13 protein-coding genes and 3 pseudogenes are annotated in these 18448 nt (G+C 69.2%); 15 read left to right on the forward strand and 1 reads right to left on the reverse strand.

Annotated elements, in window-relative coordinates:
* Positions 1-75 precede the first annotated feature (75 nt).
* Positions 76-1023, reverse strand: a complete 948-nt coding sequence (locus ID554_RS27215) for an FAD-dependent oxidoreductase (protein WP_117230841.1) — start codon at positions 1021-1023, stop codon at positions 76-78.
* Between the two features lie 150 nt (positions 1024-1173).
* On the opposite strand from ID554_RS27215, the gene ID554_RS27220 reads away from it, so the two are divergent.
* From ID554_RS27220 to ID554_RS27290, 15 genes and pseudogenes are all read left to right on the forward strand, one after another.
* Positions 1174-1839: a hypothetical protein gene (locus ID554_RS27220; protein WP_117230840.1), complete on the forward strand. Its 666-nt coding sequence runs from the start codon at positions 1174-1176 to the stop codon at positions 1837-1839.
* Positions 1836-2420 (forward strand): hypothetical protein, encoded by a 585-nt coding sequence (locus ID554_RS33290; RefSeq protein ID WP_117230839.1) that lies wholly within the window; start codon positions 1836-1838, stop codon positions 2418-2420. Before ID554_RS27220 ends, ID554_RS33290 begins: the two co-directional genes overlap by 4 nt.
* A gap of 561 nt (positions 2421-2981) precedes the next feature.
* The gene (locus ID554_RS27230) at positions 2982-3509 is read left to right on the forward strand and encodes a DUF1772 domain-containing protein (RefSeq protein WP_223884716.1); all 528 of its coding nucleotides are present in this window, start codon (positions 2982-2984) and stop codon (positions 3507-3509) included.
* A gap of 111 nt (positions 3510-3620) precedes the next feature.
* Entirely contained in the window at positions 3621-4412 is a 792-nt protein-coding gene (locus ID554_RS27235; RefSeq protein WP_147333586.1) for a hypothetical protein, read from the forward strand.
* Between the two features lie 784 nt (positions 4413-5196).
* A complete protein-coding gene (locus ID554_RS27240; RefSeq protein ID WP_117230836.1) occupies positions 5197-6750 on the forward strand; it encodes a hypothetical protein in 1554 nt (517 codons plus the stop codon).
* A 162-nt stretch (positions 6751-6912) separates the two neighbouring features.
* Positions 6913-7641 (forward strand): annotated as a pseudogene (locus ID554_RS27245) (IS5 family transposase); the annotation flags it as partial.
* A gap of 554 nt (positions 7642-8195) precedes the next feature.
* Positions 8196-9659, forward strand: coding sequence for a group II intron reverse transcriptase/maturase (gene ltrA, locus ID554_RS27250; protein WP_199489335.1), 1464 nt, complete (start codon positions 8196-8198; stop codon positions 9657-9659).
* Positions 9660-9765: 106 nt separating this feature from the next.
* Positions 9766-9942, forward strand: a pseudogene (locus tag ID554_RS27255) (IS5 family transposase); the annotation flags it as partial.
* Between the two features lie 199 nt (positions 9943-10141).
* Positions 10142-11769 (forward strand): annotated as a pseudogene (locus ID554_RS27260) (ISL3 family transposase).
* 235 nt (positions 11770-12004) lie between these two features.
* A complete protein-coding gene (locus ID554_RS27265; protein WP_117227879.1) occupies positions 12005-13216 on the forward strand; it encodes a helix-turn-helix domain-containing protein in 1212 nt (403 codons plus the stop codon).
* A gap of 253 nt (positions 13217-13469) precedes the next feature.
* The gene (locus ID554_RS27270; RefSeq protein WP_117227878.1) at positions 13470-13730 is read left to right on the forward strand and encodes a hypothetical protein; all 261 of its coding nucleotides are present in this window, start codon (positions 13470-13472) and stop codon (positions 13728-13730) included.
* A gap of 127 nt (positions 13731-13857) precedes the next feature.
* The gene (locus ID554_RS27275; RefSeq protein ID WP_117227877.1) at positions 13858-15054 is read left to right on the forward strand and encodes a helix-turn-helix domain-containing protein; all 1197 of its coding nucleotides are present in this window, start codon (positions 13858-13860) and stop codon (positions 15052-15054) included.
* A gap of 564 nt (positions 15055-15618) precedes the next feature.
* Positions 15619-15906, forward strand: coding sequence for a hypothetical protein (locus ID554_RS27280; protein ID WP_117227876.1), 288 nt, complete (start codon positions 15619-15621; stop codon positions 15904-15906).
* 122 nt (positions 15907-16028) lie between these two features.
* Positions 16029-17624, forward strand: coding sequence for a GGDEF domain-containing protein (locus ID554_RS27285; protein WP_117227875.1), 1596 nt, complete (start codon positions 16029-16031; stop codon positions 17622-17624).
* Positions 17625-17912: 288 nt separating this feature from the next.
* On the forward strand, positions 17913-18443 hold the full coding sequence (locus ID554_RS27290; protein WP_117227905.1) for a hypothetical protein: 531 nt from the start codon (positions 17913-17915) through the stop codon (positions 18441-18443).
* The last annotated feature ends 5 nt before the right edge of the window (positions 18444-18448 follow it).

Raw genomic sequence — 18448 nt, forward strand, 5'->3', positions numbered from 1 at the left:
GAAGGGCCCCCTGCTAACGCCTGGGGTAGAGCAGGGGTCCCCTCCTTACATGCGCCCGCCTCGTGCTGTCGGCGGTCAGCCGAGCGCCGCCACCAACTCGGCGACCTCGGCGGCGCAGCCGTAGGAGAGCGTCACCCCGGCGCCGCCGTGGCCGTAGCAGTGCACCACCGGGCCGTGCGCGGTCCGTTCGGTCTCCAGCCGGACGCTCGGTCGGGCGGGACGCAGCCCCACCCGGTGCGCGAGGACGCGGGCCGCGCCGAGCGCGGGGACGAGCGCCGTGCAGCGGGCCACGATCTCTTCCGCCGTCTCCGGTCGGGCGTGCCGGTCCTCGTCGCCCTCCTCGGCGGTGCCGCCGAGCAGCACCGTGTCCGTCCGGGGTACGACATAGCGCAGCCGCCCCGGGTCGGTCTGGTCGAGCAGCCACTCGTCGAGGCCGACCTGCGTGACCACCACGACCTGTCCGCGTACCGGGGTGAGGGAGCTGTCGCCGGTCAGCTCCCGCGCCGCCAGGCCGGTGCAGTTGACCACGGCGTGCACGCCGTCGGTGAAGGCGTCGGAAAGGGCGGTCACCCGTCCGGGCCGGATCTCGACGCCCGCGCGCACCGACCGGTCCCGCAGCCAGGGTAGGTGCCGTGCCATGTCCACCACCGGCACGGTCAGTTCGTACCCGTCGACGTATCCGGGCGGCAGCCGGTCGCCGCGGACCCGGTCCAGCGTGGGCACCGCGGTCCGCCACCACGGCTCGGCGGTGGGTCGGCGGAACAGCTCCCGCCCGAGGCGCAGCCGCACGCCGGTCGCCGGGTCGTCGGCCAGCCCGCACAGCACCCGGTAGGTGGTGGCCGACCAGCCGGTCACCCGGGTCCGGGGATGGGCGCGGTAGGGGTACCAGAGCGCCGCGGCGACCGACGACGTGGTCTGCTCACCCGTCCCGGCGGCGATCACGTCGACCCGGTGTCCCGCCTGCGCGAGGCGGAGGGCACAGGTCAGGCCCACCACACCGGCACCGACGACCCTGACCCTCATACCTGGAGATCACACCACACCTCCGGGTCGTGGGGAATTCTCAAGGTTCCCTCAACCGCGCAGGTGAAGATCTATCGCTCTCGTTCGTCGCCGCTAGTTTCACGGCAACCGATGGACGTGCGTGACACGCCACAAGCAGGAGGAGGGGAGATGCGACGCACACGACTGCGTCTCGCGCTCTTCGCGCTGCCCGCCCTGGTGGGCGGAGTTCTCATGGCGGCGGCATCACCCGTGCCGGTGGGCGCGGTGCCCGCCGATCCGGGTGGTCCGGCCGACACCCTACGGTCCCATCTCGACGCGCACGACCAGGTCAGCCACGTCCGCGTCCAGTTGTCCGGCGCCGACATGGTGGACAAGGTGGTCGCCGCCGGGTTCGACCTCGAGCATGGTCTCACCCGCGTGCCGGACGGCATCGAGGGCGAGGTGGCGGTGACCGCCGAGCAGCGCGTGGCGCTGGAGGCGATGGGCGTGAAGATCCTCGCCGACGACGAGGGCTTCGAGTGGAGCGACGAGGCCGACGGGGGCCTGCCGGCCTCCGCCGCCCGCACGTTGGCGGCGGCCGGACACGACAACACGGTCCGGATCGCCCGCGCCGACTGGTTCACCACCAAGGGTCAGGGTTTCCTGTACGTCGAGGCGCGCACCACGGAAGGCAGCCAGACCGCGCCGATCGTCGGGATGCACGTGGAGAACGACTCGGGCAAGGGCACCGAGTTCGCCTTCGCCCGGACGATGAGCCGGTTCGTCGACTCCGGGCAGTACATGTTCCACCGGAACCTGTTCAAACTCGACACCGTCCGGACCGGATCCAGGTGACCAGTTCGATCGGTGGCGTGGTCACCGGCGCGGTCTCCGACTGGCTGGAGGACGGCACCCCGCCGCTGACCGCGAACCCCGGCTACCGGTCGGACTTCGTCGACGGCTACAAGCACCCGCAGCAACTCTTCGCCCGGGCCGAGGAGATCGCCCGCCAGTTCCCGCAGATCGCCGAGATCGTCTACCTGCCACACCGCACGAACGGCTACCAGCGCAAGGCGCAGGCCACCATCGGCGGGACCGGGCAGTCCGCGGTCGTGGTCAACTCGGCGGCGTGGGGGCACGAGGGCGGTAACGACGTCACCGTCGAGTTCGTGCACCGGGGCGGGGGAGAACCTGCCGCTCGCGGTCGAGGTGACCGGCACGGCGGTGCGCGTGGTGCTGGCCACGAACGGCAGCGGCGCGCAGGCCAGCACCGCCGCCGAGGTGGCGCAGGCGTTGCGAACCCGGTCGCAGGGGCTGATCGACCGGGCGCATCCGTACCGCAGCAACGCCGGCACCGGCGTCGTGGCGCCGACCACCGGCCCGGTGGCGCTGACCGACTTCCTGGACCAGAAGCGGGTCGGCGCACCGGAGGGTGAGGTGCCCCGTGGTCCGGCCACCATCCCGGTGCTGCGGATCGGCAAGCACCGCGACGGCCGTAACCCGGGCGTCCTGATCCAGGCGCAGGACCACACCCCGCCCGCCGCTGGGCGACGAGGCGTTCTACTGGCAGTCGGCGGCGCGGATCCTGTCGCAGGTGAAGGCGCACCGGCAGACCGTGGTGACGCCGCAGAACGTCGGCGGTTCCTCGGACGTCTCGGATCGCCGCAGAGTGGGGCAAGGACAAGAAGAAGCCGACGTCCACGCTCGTGCCTGGCGGCGGCCGGTACGCGGGCCCGGTGGACGTCCGGTTCGAGACCAGCGAACCGGCCACCATCTACTACACGACCGACGGCAGCCGCCCCACCCTGGTTCTCGCCGCGCTACCAGGCGACCGAGTTCCGGGAGCCGGGTCAGGTGTTCCGCGTGACCGAGACGACCACGTTCCACTGGTTCTCGGTCGACACGGCGGGCAACGTCGAGAAGGGCTACGACCCGTCGAAGAACGCGCAACAACTACCGCAAGGCGACGGTCACCATCACCCGGTAGCCGGCCTTCGGTGACGACACCTCGTCGGTGCGGGTCGCTCCGCGCCGACGGGGCGTTGTCGTGCGCGCGTCGACGTGGACCGTCGCCGACGCGCGTCGGGAACACCGCACCGGGTACGTCCCCGGGCGACCCGGACCGCGCCTGCGGGCGGCAGACGGCCCGGGCCGCCAAACCCAGCGACTACTTCCCGCCGCTGGGCGCCTCGGTGATCCTCGGCAGTCTCGCCGCCACGGTACTCACCTGGCGCGACCGGCGGCTGCGCTGGTGGGTCGCGGCCGCGACGGCGGTCTTCGTGGCCTGCGAGTTCCTTTTCTTGGCGGTCTTCTTCTGGCCGCGTAACGAGATCATGTTCGTGGACCCGGTGGGCACCCACTCCCCGGAGTACCTGCGTCAGGTCGCCGCCGAGTTCGTCGCCGGGCACTGGGTACGCCTCGCTGGCGGCGCGGTCACGGCGGCGCTGGCCTTCACCGCGCTGCTGCGCTTCGTCCGCGACACGGCCCGCGCGACCGGTGACCAAGCGGTGCGGGCCGTGTCCTGAGAGCCTGCGGGAGAGGATCGGCAGGCCAGCACGGTGGTGGGCTCGACGGCGCGTGCTATCAAGTAGGCGTGAATCATGATCGTGTTCCCGCCGCGTTTCCGGTTACGGCGAATGGCTGAGCGCAGACTGAGGACCGGCCTCGCGTTCGTGCTCGGCATGACCATGTTGTCGGGGTGCGCCGTCGACAAGGGCAGCGCCCTGGCCGCCGACTTCGAGGCCGACTGGGCCGGCACGCCGGACGTGGCGAGTGTCCAGGCCAACGCCGAGAACACGTTGCCCTTCTTCGGCTCGACGACCGGCACGTTGACCGTCCAGGAGGGCACCTCCGCCGACCGGGTCAGCGAGCTGGCGGGCGAACTGCGGCAGTACGTCGCCGGCCGCGACGACGTCTCGGGCAAGATCAACGCCGCCGACATCACCTTCGCCGTGGTCCCGGACGGCGCCCGTAACGACGAGGTGGTGTCGTTGTGGCGGTCGATGAGCACCGACTCCCAGGTGACGTCGGCCCACATCTCGCGCCCGTCCCGAGGCGACATCGACCGGTGGCGGATCGTCGGCGCCGCCCCTGACGTGGTCGGCGCGATGGAACTCTTCGACGACCTGACCACCGGCGGCGGCCGACACGGCACGCTGACCGGCGTCACGACGGTGCTGATCTCCACCGACCGCACCGTCGAGCCGGCCGTCTCCGTGGAGACCGGTGCGGACGGTGCGGTCCCGGTGGAGGCGATCGCCGCGTTCCGGGCGGTCGTCGGCAGGTATCCGATGGTCCGGGCAACCCTGCGGGTCGACCGGGTCAGCATCGTCCTGACGCGGCCCGAGGACCGGGTTGCCGCCGAGGAGGTGGCCCGGGCCCTGGCACCGAACATCGGCACCGTCGAGGTGACCAGCCAGAACCGCTGAACCACGGCGGCCGGGCCCGAGGCGATGACGGTTCACACCGAAGATGCCACTGGTTCGATCCCAGTATCGCCCACCGATAGTCCCTGACCTGGGGAAACGTGAGTCCGTGGTTGGCAGTGCGCGAACCGCCTCGGCCAGATGTGCGGTGGGCTGGGGAAACGCGTTCTTGCGGGGTGCGGGTCCCGCGTAGCGGTCGCGTGGTTCGAAGCCGATGCGTCGGCCGTCTGCCTACACTCGGCCAGCGTTGACGTTGCTCTCTTCCCCACGACTGGACCCGAGTCCGGACGCGACCCCGGACGCCTGGTCTCGCTTATCCGGTGTCAGCGCTACTCTCGCCCGAGGTCGGCGACCAGAGCAGCGTCGGCTGCCCTGGCACCGGCACCCGCGCTGTGCCAGCGGCAGCTGCCGCCGCTTTCGATTTCTTGAGCTACTTATTGCCGCGCTGTCGCCTCGCCGCCGGAGGTGCGCCTGTCGAGCCCGCTAACTACTCGACGTGACCACTCTTCGTACACATGATCTTCCCGACAGTGTCGGTCAAACCACCCGGATCGCCAGTCGATGATATTGGCATTCGATGATGCGCAGGTCAGGGTGGTGATCATTTCTCGCGGGGGAGGGCGTCGCTTTGGCTGATTCTGTTTATTTCTTGCATGCTCAGGGGCGGCCTCGTCGGTCGCGCTGGCCAGCGGTTGCGCTGGCGGTCGCGGTGCTCGGGTCAGGGTTTGACGTGGTGGACGGGTCCGGCGTCGCATTCGCGGCTTCCTCGTCGGCCCCGGATTGCTCTGTGACGGAGGCTGCGGACGAGGCGGCTGCTGCCGTGGTGGCGGCCGAGTGTGGTGTGTCGGTGGAGGCGGTGAGTGAGCGGACTGAGTTCGAGCAGGTGGTGGTCGATCCGTCGGGTACGCAGACGTTGACGGTGGCTGCGGTGCCGCAGCGGGTGCGCCGGGCTGACGGTTCGTGGGCGGCGATTGACCCGACTCTGTCGGTGTCGGGCGGTGCGGTGGTGCCGGCGGCGACGCTGACGGATGTTCGTTTCTCGGTTGGTGGGTCGGGGCCGCTGGCGACGTGGCGGAGGGGCGGTTCCTCGTTGACTCTGTCGTGGCCGTTGGGGGCGTTGCCCACGCCGCGGCTGCGTGGTGCGACTGCCGTGTACGAGGGTGTGCTGCCCGGTGTGAACCTGCATGTGACGGCGTTGCGGGAGGGGTTTTCGCACGCGGTGGAGATTTTGACTCCGGCTGCGGCGGCGAACCCGGCGGTGCGTCAGATTCGGTACGCGCTTGGTGGTGACCTCCAGGTCGAGCCGGATACAGGTGGTGGGCTGCGGCTGATTGATGCGGCCGGGGAGACGGTGGGGGTCACTCACGCGGCGTCGATGTGGGACTCGTCGGTGGATCCGGCGATCGGCGGCGAGGTGATCTCGGCGCGTGGTCTTGATCGAGTGGAGGCCGCGTCGGCGATGGGCGCGGAGCCGAGCGTCACCTCGCGGCGGGCGGGTGTCGCGCTGGAGGTCGGTGACGGTGAGCTGACCGTGTTCGCGGACGAGGCGATGTTGGATGACCCGACGGTGACGTGGCCGGTGTTCGTGGATCCGCCGTTCAACGGGTTGCGGTCGAAGTGGGCGTACGCGAACAACGCGAACAACAACTGGGATGTGGGTAACCGGGCCTGGGTTGGTCGGAACGATTACGACGGGGTGTTGTATCGGTCGTTCTTTGATTTCAACGTGTCGACGTTGCGTGGTACGCAGATCCTGTCGGCGAAGGTGACCATGAAGCTGGACCACTCGTGGTCGTGTACGCCGACGTGGGTGCACCTATACCGGACCAACACCGATGGGATCACGGTGTCCAGCGGGGCTCGGATGGCCTGGTCGACACGTCCGTTGCCGTCGTCGAACTGGCTGGACTCGTGGGAGGGCAACGCGAACGAGGCCGGTGGCTGCGGGACGATCCAGCCGGACGCGGACGCGGTCTTCGAGGGCGCCACCCTGAGGAACGACGTGCAGGCGCGGGCGACGGCGAACGCCACGACCTACACGGTCGGATTGTGTGCCTGCAACAGCGACGGTGATCATGAGGCCGTCCAGGGCCGGTGGAAGAAGTTCTTCACCGGCCACACGTACCTGATCGCGACGTACGACAAAAAGCCGAACCCGCCGGTCGCGCAGCCGTTCTCCACCACGACGGACTGCTACAAGGCGTGCTCGTCGCCGGCGGTGGTGCGCACGACGACGCCGACGTTGCGGGCGAACGTGTCGGATCCCTACAACGGAAACCTGACTGGACGTTTGTTTCACCTTCGCGTCAGTAGCGACCGATTCACGTTCCGACCCCGGTAGCGCGAAATGCCAGGCCTGGCCTGAAATAGAAACATCTCGCCGCGCACTACCCTGACCGGAATCGGCGCTTTTCACCCCGCGATCGTGTCTGATTCACCTTCACCCGACATCGACGCACATGGCGTCCGCCGAGCCGGGCCCCAGACGCCATACGCCTACTGCATGACCGAACGGCGCCCCTACCCGTCCGACCTGTCCGACGCCCGATGGGCGCTGATCGCACCCCGCCTGACCGCCTGGCGACAGGCCCGCACCGACGCCGGTGTCAGTGGACGCGCACCCACCCACGACCTGCGCGACATCTTCAACGCCATCCTCTACGTCAACCGCACCGGCATCGCCTGGCGCCACCTACCCCACGACTTCCCGCCGTACCGCACCGTTTACGGCTACTTCGCCGCCTGGAGCAAAGAAGGCATCTTCACCGAACTCAACTACCAGCTCACCGGCCTCGTCCGCGACCACCACGGCCGCACCATCGAACCAACTGCGTCCATCATGGACAGCCAGAGCGTGAAGACCTCCACCAACGTCCCACTGTCCACACAGGGCACCGACGCCGGCAAGAAGATCGTCGGCCGCAAGCGTGGCATCCTCACCGACACCCTCGGCCTCCTCCTCGCCGTCATCGTCACCGCCGCCAGCGCCAGCGACAACGCCATCGGCATGGACCTGCTCGACCGGGCCACCGCCGCCTACCCCACCCTGACCAAGACCTGGGTCGACGCCGGCTTCAAGAACCGCGTCATCGAACACGGCGCCGCACTCGGCGTCGACGTCGAGATCGTCACCAAGGACCCACAGATCAAGGGCTTCAGCGTGGTCAAACGGCGATGGGTCGTCGAACGCGTGCGCCGTGAGGCGCTGATTGATCGAGTGGAGGTGAGAGACCTTCGCCGCCGTCCTGTCGCAGCAGGGTGGTGAAGCTGGGGGCAGCCTGATCCGGGAGGTGCCGGGGAGGGTGGCAAGCGGCCCCGACAACGCCGGGACGTAACCAGTACTGCCAGATGGCGCGGGTCCGGCAAGCGAGACGGAGAGGTATACGCGAGGAACCGGTGTCTGAAGCCTCCTAACGATCCCTACCAGCTCGAACCTGGCGGATGTGGGCTGGGTGCGGTGCGTCCTGGTCCTCTTCTCTCGGGACGGGGAACTCCTGCGGCTGCTGACGTTCGGCGGTCCGGGAGGCCACGGTGAAGTGCTGCGGGGTAGCCGTGGCGATGCCGCGGGGGTATAGCCGGGTGCCTCCTTCGTCGAGCGATCAGTCAGTGAACACGGGAACTTTCCCGGCTTTGCCCGGGGCCGTCTCAGCCAGAGACGACGCCTCGGGTTGGGTTCACCGTCGGCCGATCGGGTCGGGAGAGGGCGGAGCCGCCGTAGTACTCCGAGGCCGGGAGAGCCGGTCACATGGGGAAGGGCGGCAGCGAGATCGCAAGGGAGGTACTGCAATGCCCGAAGACACGGTGGTGGATACCGCCGTCACGTGGCCGACCCCGGAAGAGGCATGGACGCGGGTACGGGGAATGCAGATCAAACTGCACCGTTGGGCGGCGGCCGACCACGGTCGCCGGTTTGACGATGTCTACAACTTCGTCAGCGACCCCGCCACGCTGGTCGTGGCGTTGCAACGGGTCGCCGGGAATGCCGGAGCCCGCACTGCCGGAGTGGACGGCGTCACCGCTGTCCACGTGAGCATGGCCGGGCCCGAAGTGTTCCTGGACCATGTCCGTTCCCTGCTGAAGACCGGCACGTTCCGGCCACTACCAGTACGGGAGAAGATGATTCCCAAGACCGGCGGGAAACTACGCCGGCTGGGGATACCGACCATCACGGACCGTGTGGTCCAGGCAGCGCTGAAGCTGGTCCTGGAGCCCATCTTCGAGGCGGATTTCCAGCCTTGTTCGTATGGGTTCCGGCCGAACCGGCGCGCGCACGACGCGATCGCCGAGATCCATCATCTGGCCACCGCCGGTTACCGGTGGGTGCTGGACGCGGACATCGAGGCGTGCTTCGACCGTATCGACCACCCGGCCTTGATGGGTCGGGTGCGAGCGCGGGTGAAGGACAAGCGAGTGCTCGCGCTGGTGAAGGCGTTCCTCAAGGCCGGGATCATGACTGAGCTCGGCGAGCGGAACGAGACCACGTCCGGCACACCCCAAGGAGGGATCCTCTCACCACTGCTGGCCAACATCGCGTTGTCGGTTCTCGACGAGTTCTTCGTCGAGCAATGGGCGGCAGCGGGCACCGGCCAGCAGCGCAGGCAACGACGCGCCAAAGGACTGGCGACGTGGCAGTTGGTCCGCTACGCCGACGACTTCCTCGTCCTGGTCCATGGCAACCAGGAACACGTCGAGGACCTGCGCGACCAGGTGAGTACCGTTCTGGCGACGATGGGCCTGCGCCTATCTGAGTCCAAGACCAGGATCACCCACCTTGCCGACGGGGTCGACTTCCTCGGCTTCCGCATCGTCTGGAAGCGGAAACGAGGAACGGACAAGTGGCATGTATACACGTTCATCGCCGACAAGCCGGTCCAGGCGCTGAAACGGAAGATCAAGTCACTGACCCGCCGGTTGTCGCACCTGAGCTACCGGGAGACGCTGGTCAAGATCAACTACATCCAGCGTGGATGGGCCAACTACTTCAAGCACGCGGTCGCCAAGCACACCTTCTCCCACCTGCAGAACTTCATCTGGTGGCGAGTGATCAACTGGGTGATGCGCCGCAACCGCATGACCTGGAGAGCCATCCAGCGATGGCTGCGCACCCCGCAAGGGTGGCAGCCCATCGCCTTCGACGGGGTCGAGTTGTTCAAGATGGCGAAGGTCCCCGTGACCCGATACCGCTATCGCGGCACCAAGATCCCGAACCCCTGGCAGCCCACACCGACAAGCCCACCCCCAACGGCATGACCTCGTGGAGAGCCCGGTGCGGTGAGAGTCGCACGCCGGGTTCGGCGGGCGGGTCCGGGAAACGGACCTGGAGCAATCCAGGCACCGCGCCCGGGCCCGACCCAACACCATCGGCTGGCTCATGCACCACCGCCGCCTCGTCCGCGACTACGAAGCCCGACCCGACCACTCCGCCAGCATGATCACCCTCGCCATGATCGACAACCTCGCCAAACGCCTCACCGCCGAAACCACCCCAACCTGGCGAGAACCCCTAAAAACACAACACACGCAGAATACGTGAATCAGACGTCCTCTGAGTTGATGTGAAGGCCCGGAGGGTGTTAGCTTTTCCGACACTCTCCGGGCATTTCGGTCAAATGACGGCTCTTCGAACTTGAGCGGAGTTCGCGACTGAGTGCGGCCCGAGCGTGAGGGCTCGCAGCTCATCAGTGATCATCTGAGTGTCTAGATCGGATAGTCACAAGTGAAGAGCTGCGAGCATGGTCAACGATACGACCCGGCTGCTGGGCCTGGACGGCCTGGTGGCCGATCGGGTCGAGCTGCACCCGGACGGTTCCCCCGTAGTTCACCTGTCCACCGGTGATGAGCAGGCACGATGCTGCCCGCAGTGCGGGTTCCGGGCCGTGCGGGTGAAACAGTGGACCACGACCCGGCCACGAGATCTGCCGATGGCGGGGCGGACGGCCCGGCTGCGGTGGCGTAAACGACGCTGGCACTGCGACCAGCCCGGATGCCCCCGCAAGTCGTTCACCGAACAGGTGCCGCAGGTCCCGGCACGGGCCCGGATCACCGGTCGGCTGCGCTACGCCGCCGGCGCTGCGGTCGCCGACGGTAACCGCACGATCGTGCAGACCGCCCGTGACCTGGGCCTATCCTGGCCGATAGTCGCTGCGGCGTTCACCGCACACGCCACGACGGTGTCACCGACCGAACCGGCCCCGGTGAGCGTGCTGGGCATCGACGAGGTCCGCCGCGGTAGACCACGCTGGAGTCTCGACGAGGTCACCGCGTCGTGGACCACCACCGTCGACCGCTGGCACGTCGGATTCTGCGATCCCGGCGGCGGGCAGGGGCTGCTCGCCCAGGTCGAGGGCCGCACCAGCAAGGCAGCAACCGACTGGCTCACCGCTCGCCCCACGGCCTGGCGTGAGCAGGTCCAAGCCGTCGCGATCGACATGCGCACCGTGTTCAAGGCCGCGATCCGCGAAGCCCTGCCGCACGCGTTGCTGGTCGTGGACCACTTCCACGTAGTCCAGTTGGCCAACCGGGCCGTCACCGAGGTCCGCCGCCGCATGACCATGACGCACCGCGGCCGCCGCGGTCGGGCGAGCGATCCGGAATGGCAGCAACGCAACCGGCTGACCAGGTCGGCAGCTCGGATGCGCGCCGAGCACGTCGACCGACTGACCGACACCCTGGAAAACCTGCCGACGAAGACCGGCACGCCGATCCTGACCGCCTGGAACGCGAAAGAGGACCTGCTCGACCTGCTCGCGCTGGCCCGCACCCACCCGGACAGAGAGACCACCGCCCGGCTGCTACATCGCTTCTACGCCGCTGCGCCGCCTCTGACCTGCTCGAACTGCACCGCCTCGCGACCACGATCGAGACCTGGTGGCCGGAAATCCTCGCGTTCCTGCACACCGGCATCACCAACGCCGGCTCCGAAGGCGCTAACCGCGTCATCAAAACCGTCGCCCGCGACGCCTACGGATTCCGGAATCCGGAGAACCAGCGACTACGGACCCGCACCGCCACCACCCGCCGGCACCGCGGACACCTCAACCCCGCTCAACTTCGAAGAGCCCAAATGCCACCCGCCGACGAAGGTCTGCATCGCGGCGACGTCACCGGTCTCTCTGGCTTGCCGCAGGCCGTCGAACAGCGCCTGGTCTTGCTCGCGCCGTTCGATGAAGGTGCGATCAAAGTAGTCGCGCAGCACCCGCTCGGATGCCTTGATCCGCTCGACTTCGGTCTCCCGGTACGCCCGGAGCATCTCTCGCTTGGTGCTCTCGATCTCGTGGATCTCGATCACCTCGCGGCTCGCTGTGATCAACTGCCTCAACGCGCCCAACGCGTCCGCCGCGCTGATCCCCCGTGTGACTGATCAGGTGGTCGCTTCGGCGGTGGGTAGCCAGGGACGGCCGGCGGCGAGTCGCGGACGTAGACCGCCCGTCGGACGAAGCGCCGGGAACTTACAAGCGAGTGGTCGGATGCCCCTGCCAGGGCGCGAGTCACTGGCGTGTCAGGGGGTTATGAGGGGTCGGGCTGGTCGGTAGCGTTGGCGGTGGTGGCGGCCGTTGGGTCGGTGGTGCGTCCTGCGCTATGCGAGGGGGTTCCGGGTGGATTCCTTGCCGGAGTTGACGTTCGGGCAGCGGTTGAAGGTCTATCGGGAGCGGTCCGGGAAGTCTCGGACGGTGCTGGGTGGGTTGGTGGGTCGTAGCGCCGAGTGGGTCAAGGCGGTGGAGACGGATCGGATCCTGCCGCCGCGTATTCACATGCTGGATCGGATCGCGCGTGCTTTGAAGATCGACGTGTCGGCCTTGGCGGCGGAGTTGGGTAATCGGTCTGCTGTGGTCAACGGGCCGGAGCATCCGGCGTTGGTGTCGGTCCGGGCGGCCCTGAATCAGGTCGCGCTGCCCGATGACGCCCCGCCGGTGTCCTTGTCCGGGCTGCGGGAGCGGCTTGCGGCGGGGTGGCGGGCGCGTCATCAGGCGGCGGATCACCGTACGGTGCTGGGCGGGTTGTTGCCGGGGTTGTTGCGGGACGGGCAGCGGGCCGTGTTGGCGTACGAGGGTGGCCGGCGGCGTGAGGCGCAGGCCCTGTGGGCGGAAACGCTGGGGTTGGCGCAGATGTTCGTCGCCTATCAGCCTGCTGCGGAGTTGTTGTGGCGGGTGACGGATCGGGCGATGGTGGCGGCGCAGGAGTCCGGTGATCCGGAGGCGATCGCCCGTGCGGGGTGGTTCCTGTGTCAGGTGCATCGGGAGGCCGGTGACTGGGACACCGCGATGAGGGTGACGCTGGAGGTGTTGTCGGCGTTGGAGTCGGGGGCGGCTGACGGGAGCGCGAATCTGTTGGCGTTGTGGGGGGCGCTGAACTTCGAGGCCGCGTACACGTCTGCTCGTGCTGGTGAGGAAGGTCGTGCCTGGCGGTACTGGGACCGCGCGGACCAGGTGGCGCAGCGCCTGCCGGAGGGCTTCTATCAGCCGCAGACGTCGTTCTCCCGGGTCGTCATGGGTGCTCACGCGGTGACGGTGGCGGTGGAGTTGCAGCAGTCGGGCGAGGCGGTGCGGCAGGCCCGTCGTCATGATGCGGCGGCGATTCCGTCGAGGCCGCGTCGGGCACGCCACCTGATTGAGGTCGCGCGGGCGTACTACGGCAAGGACGACAAGGAAGCGACCGTGGCGGCGCTGCGGCAGGCGTACGACTCGGCTCCGGAGACGATCCGGTTCAACGGGTACGCCCGTCAGATCACCGTGGACCTGCTCGACGGTCCGCGTTCCACCCGGGACGACGCTCGTGACCTGGCGGCGAAGGTCGGACTCGTCTCCTGAACCAGGGGTAGGAACCTTACCCAACCCACTCGGCCACCGAACGTAGCTTCTCGCTCACGGGATGCGGTGGTCGGTGCGAGTCACGCCCGGCCGCCGTGTCCCTCAGCCAGAGGGCGACGATGCTGCCGCCCTCGTGAGCGACGAGGGAGAGACACGTGCGGCGCGTCTGCAACTGCGGAGCCGACCTGCCGTGCCGGGCCCGGCATCGGATACCGATCAACCGAGGGCACTGGCCGCAGGCGGAGGACCAGCGGTGACCAGCCACGGTCCGGTCATGCCGATCTGGAGCTGCGGGGGCTGCGACATGCCGTGGCCGTGTCCGACGCGGCGGCGGGAGCTGCGCGCGGAGTACGCGGACGCGTCGGTGTCGCTGGCGCTCTACCTCGGTGCCTATCTCGTCCAGGCCGCCGAGGACATGCCCTGGGCACCCGCCGGCGCCCTGCACCGCCGCTTCATCGGCTGGACCAGACAGCCGCCGGAAGCACAGCAGCGAACTACAGGTCGCGGACGCTGACGGACCCCGCCGCACGGACGCCCAGAACTTGCAAGCGAGGGGTCCTCCACGCGCGACGTGTCGGGGTACCGTCCGACTAGGTGGTGACCGTTGAGGTCGCCTGGCCTCTTGAGCTTGGAGCGGCGCTATGGCCTCGTCCGTCGACCCGTGCTTCGGGGTAGCGCTGCATGAGTTTCGGGAGCGGCGCGGTCTGTCGCTTCGCTCCCTCGGGCAGCTCGCCCATCGGAGCAAGAGCCATCTGCACGAGTTGGAGGCGGGGCTCAAGGCTCCGACGGTCGACACAGCTCGTCACCTGGACCGCGTTCTCGGCGCGGGAGGTGTGCTTGCCCGGTTGGTGGAGGCGCCGATCGACCACGCTGCTGAGGCTGGCGAGTTGCGAGCGAGAGTCGCCGCCAGTGACGTCGGCGGAGATGTGCTCGATCGGATCGAGCAGGGCGTCGACGATCTTGCCAGTTCCTATCCGACGATGGCCCCTGCGGATCTTCTGCCGTTGGTGCGGCGGCATCTCGCCTATGTCGGGCGGTTGTTGGACGGGCGGGTCACGCTTGCTCAACAGCGGCGGCTGCTGGTTGCCGGTGGCTGGTTGGCGGTGCTGCGTGCGACCGTGCACATCGACCTGCGGCAGAGGGCCGCTGCGGCTGCCCACTTGCGAGCCGCCCGTGATCTCGCCGAACATGCTGAGCATGGCGAGATCCAGGCATGGTGTCTCGAAACCCGCGCCTGGGACGTGCTGACTCAAGGTGACTACCGGACGGCGCTTGATCTTTCCCGTCAGGCACAGCGGATCGCTCCGAAGGGGAGTTCTGCCCGCATCCAGGCGACTGCTCAGGAGGCTCGTGCGTGGGCTCGGATCGGGGATGTCGGTGCTACCCGACGAGTGTTGGACCGGGTGGAGCGGCTGACGGCGAACCTGCCTGTTCCTGAGCGAGCCGAGCACCACTATCGCTACGACCCGGCCAAGGCCGCCGCGTACACGGCCACGACTTTGGCGTGGGCGGGTGACCCCGGTGCCGAGCAGGTAGCGCGGGCGGTGTTGGCCGACCTGGATCCGTCCGGCGATGGGGGAGCGCGACCGCGCCGGTCCGCATCGGCCCGTCTCGACCTTGGTCTTGCCCTGGTCGCTGCCGGTCAGCCGGATGAGGCGGTGGCTCTGGGTGCGCAGGCGGTGGCGTCCGGGCGGGTGGTGCCGTCGAACTGGTGGCGGGCTGCGGAATTGCTGGCGAAGGTGGAGCAGTCGGGGACGCCAGAGGCGGCGACGTTGCGTGAGGCGTGCATCGAATACGCGCCGGGGCGGCAACCACCAGCGGACAGCACACCTAGTTAGCGGACGCTCACCCTCTGGCTCTGTGGGCGTGTCCGACGTGACGCTGGACCTCACTGAAACCGGGCGCGGACGAGGCACATCAGCAGGTGCCCTCCATGCCCTGACTACGGAGGGCCGGCCACATGACGGTGAATATTCGACTCCTGCGGAGAGTTGTCAGCCGGTACTTCCCGTCATCGCCCTCGGCGGCTCCCGGCATCGGAGAACGCATCCAGGCAATTGAGCAAGAGGCCGCCCGGCGACGGTTGTTGGACCTCGCGCGAGGCGTACCACCGCACCCGGCGTCGGGTGGGGATGCCTTGTGGTCGAAGCGGCGCATCTCGTACGACGAGTATCTGTCGGCCACGGCACTGACCCTCGCCCGCCGGCATCGGCCGGTCTGGTGTTGGCGGCGATGGCGGCGGGTCTGTCGGTGCGGAGCCGACTTGCCCTGCCAGGCCCAGCTCCGAATCTCGATCGAGCGCGGCCACTGGCCCGGGACCGGTGAGCGGTGAGCGGTGCGGAGCAAGCGATCCTGGCGGACCACCTTCGAGGACGTGACGGCTGGTTTCTGGGCGGTGTGCGGTGACCGTCCACGGTCCGGTCATGCCGATCTGGAGGTGCGGGGGCTGTGACCTGCCGTGGCCGTGTCCGACGCGACGGCGGGAGCTGCGCGCCGAGTACGCGGACGCGCCGGTGTCGCTGGCGCTCTACCTCGGGGCCTACCTCATCCAGGCCGCCGAGGACATGCCCTGGGCACCCGCCGGCGCCCTGCACCGCCGCTTCATCGGCTGGACCAGACAACCGCCGGACACACAGCAACGAGGCACAGCAACCATGCCAACCGAAACCGAACACCGCCAGACCGGATGACCTCGTACGACACCCGATCCGACCAGCCTGCCGTGATCGCACACCGAACGGCGGCGAATCGTCACGGCGGATTCATGTCGTAACATCGTCCTGTTTCTTTCCTGGGCGGTGCGGAGGACCGCATGGACGATGTGACCCTCCGGGCGCTGCGACTCGTCGAGGAGGCCCAGACCGGCGCCGCCGCCCCGGCGTTGGCGACCGCCGAGACGACGCTGCGCGAGGCCACCGGTGAGATCGCCGACGGACCGGCGGCGATGCATTTCGCCCGGGTGGTGGCGTTGACCCGGCTCGGCGAGCTGCGTGCCGCCGTCGCCGCCGCCGACCTGATGCTGGCCGCCGCGGACCGCGAGGGCAGTGCCGGATGGCGGTCGTGCGCGCTCTCGCTGCGCGCCACCCGGCGGCTGCGCGTCGGTGACCAGGACATCTCCGAGTACGACGTGGAGGCGGTGCTGCGGGACCTGGTCAGCGCGGAGACCGCCCTGCTCGTCGACGAACCCGACCCGGTGATCATGGGCAACGCGCACACCGGGATCGCCATCGGCTACGCCCAACTGCGTCTCTACGAGTTGGCCGCGCCGCAGTTCGAGGCGGCCTACGAGACGACCCGGCACCCTCAGTACCCGGACAACGGCAACCGGGCCATGTGGCTGTGCAACCTCGCCGAACTCAACCTCCAGTGGGCACTGGAGCTGTACCAGGTGGGTCAGGTCGCGGTGGCGGAGCGGCACACCACCATCGCCGAGTCGCACGCGACCCGGGCGGCGACCGAGGCGTCCGGCCCGCAGGCGCGGGTGTGGCGGCTGCTGGCGCTGCTGTACGCCGCCTGCGCCCGCGCCGACCGCCAGGACCCGGCCAGCGCGGCGACCGACATCCCCCGGTACGCGGCCCTGCTGGAGGACTCCGGCCTGCGGCAACAGCAGGAACTGCTGCTGTGCCGACCGTTCCACGCCGTCGCGTTGCGCCGTTCGGGGCGACCGGGTGAGGCGCTACGGGTCATCGAGCAGGCGGTGTCCGCCCTGCCGGCCGAGACCGACTGGCTGATCTCGGCGGCCCTGCACCGGACGCACGCGGTGCTGCTGACCACCAACGGTTCGTTGGACGCCGTACCGGGGCTCACCTACGGTGACGCGCTCGCCGAACTGCTCTGGCGGCAACGGCACCGCTGGCTGCACACGGCGATGACCATGCAGTCGTACGACGTGTTGCGCTGGCAGCACGAGCAGGCCGAGCGGGCGGCGCAGACCGACCCGCTCACCGGCGTCGCCAACCGCCGCGGGCTCGACGTCTTCCTGCGGAACCTGGCCGCCACCGGCACCTCCGCCGACCGGCTGGTGGCGGTGCTGGCGGTGGACATCGACCGGTTCAAGCACATCAACGACTCGCTGGGCCACGCCGTCGGCGACGAGGTGCTGCGGGCCGTGGCGCAGGTGCTCACCGCCAGCGTCCGTAAGGGCGACTTCGTGGCCCGGCTCGGCGGCGACGAGTTCGTCGCGATCCTGCCCGACGCCGACACCGCCGACGGCACGAAGGTCGCCCGGCGGGCGGTGGCCGCGGTGGCCGGTATGGCGACGTGGAGCGCTCGGGTGAGCGTCGGCGTGGCCAGCGGGCCGGCGTACTCCGTCGGCGACGCCCTCACCCAGGCCGACCGCGCCATGTACGCGGCAAAACGCGCGGGCGGAAACCAGGCGACCTACCGCCCGGCGGCCGTCGAGCAGTGATCCGCGAACCCGTGGTCGACATCGGCGACTACTGTGTGTGCGATAGTCGGCGACGGAGGAGGACCACGTGAAGCCCTGGCACCTTACCGCTGTGGTGATCACCGTGGCGCTGCTCGGATTCGTCGTCTGGGTCGTCATCGCATTCCTTCAGGGCCGGCGCGGCGGTCCGTCGGATCGGTGACGCCGGGCCGGTCGCCGTTCGGGCACCGGGCCGCCGGTGTGCTGACAGTCCGGTCGGGCACCGGGCCGCCGGTGCGGCGCGTCGGTCGGGGCGGCTACCCTGCGGCGGTGGCTGTCGACGCGGAACGGTTGGCGGCGTCGTTGGCGGTCCGGCTCGACGCGGTCACCTTCACCGACCTGACCGTTGACCAGGTCACCGCCCGGCTGATCGACGAGGTCGTGCACTGGGCGGGGGAGCAGGGCTGGCGGGTCTACCGGCGCGCGCCCAGCGTGGTGCCGTTGCCGCCGCCGATGTCGGATCGGCAGTCGGTCCTCGACGTGGCGTGTGCCCGCCCGGACGGACCGCCGGTCGTCGTCGAGGTCGACCATGGCACCCGGCGGCGTACCTGGGACAAGCTGCTCGCCGAGGCCGACGCCGGGCGCGTACCGCTGTGGGTGCGGTGGGGCGCCGGCCGGTTCGCCGCACCGCCGCCGCCGATCCTGATGGTCACCTGCGAGGTGTCCGGGCGGACGGACCCGGCCGGCGGACGTCTGCACAGTCGGCTGCCGCGCACCGACATGCCGCCGCCGGCGCACTCCGCCGCGCGGGTCGGCGAGGCGTCCCCCGTCGAGCTGCCGCTCCCGCCGCCCGGATCCTGACGGCT

The sequence above is a fragment of the Micromonospora craniellae genome, from assembly GCF_014764405.1.
In the GTDB taxonomy this organism is placed as follows: Bacteria; Actinomycetota; Actinomycetes; order Mycobacteriales; family Micromonosporaceae; genus Micromonospora; species Micromonospora craniellae.

Excerpts from the sequence above, each read along its gene's own strand:
- ID554_RS27215 (WP_117230841.1), bottom strand. The coding sequence starts at position 1,023 with ATGAGGGTCAGGGTCGTCGGTGCCGGTGTGGTGGGCCTGACCTGTGCC.
- ID554_RS27220 (WP_117230840.1), top strand. The coding sequence starts at position 1,174 with ATGCGACGCACACGACTGCGTCTCGCGCTCTTCGCGCTGCCCGCCCTG.
- ID554_RS27235 (WP_147333586.1), top strand. The coding sequence starts at position 3,621 with ATGGCTGAGCGCAGACTGAGGACCGGCCTCGCGTTCGTGCTCGGCATG.
- ltrA (WP_199489335.1), top strand. The coding sequence starts at position 8,196 with ATGCCCGAAGACACGGTGGTGGATACCGCCGTCACGTGGCCGACCCCG.
- ID554_RS27275 (WP_117227877.1), top strand. The coding sequence starts at position 13,858 with ATGGCCTCGTCCGTCGACCCGTGCTTCGGGGTAGCGCTGCATGAGTTT.
- ID554_RS27285 (WP_117227875.1), top strand. The coding sequence starts at position 16,029 with ATGGACGATGTGACCCTCCGGGCGCTGCGACTCGTCGAGGAGGCCCAG.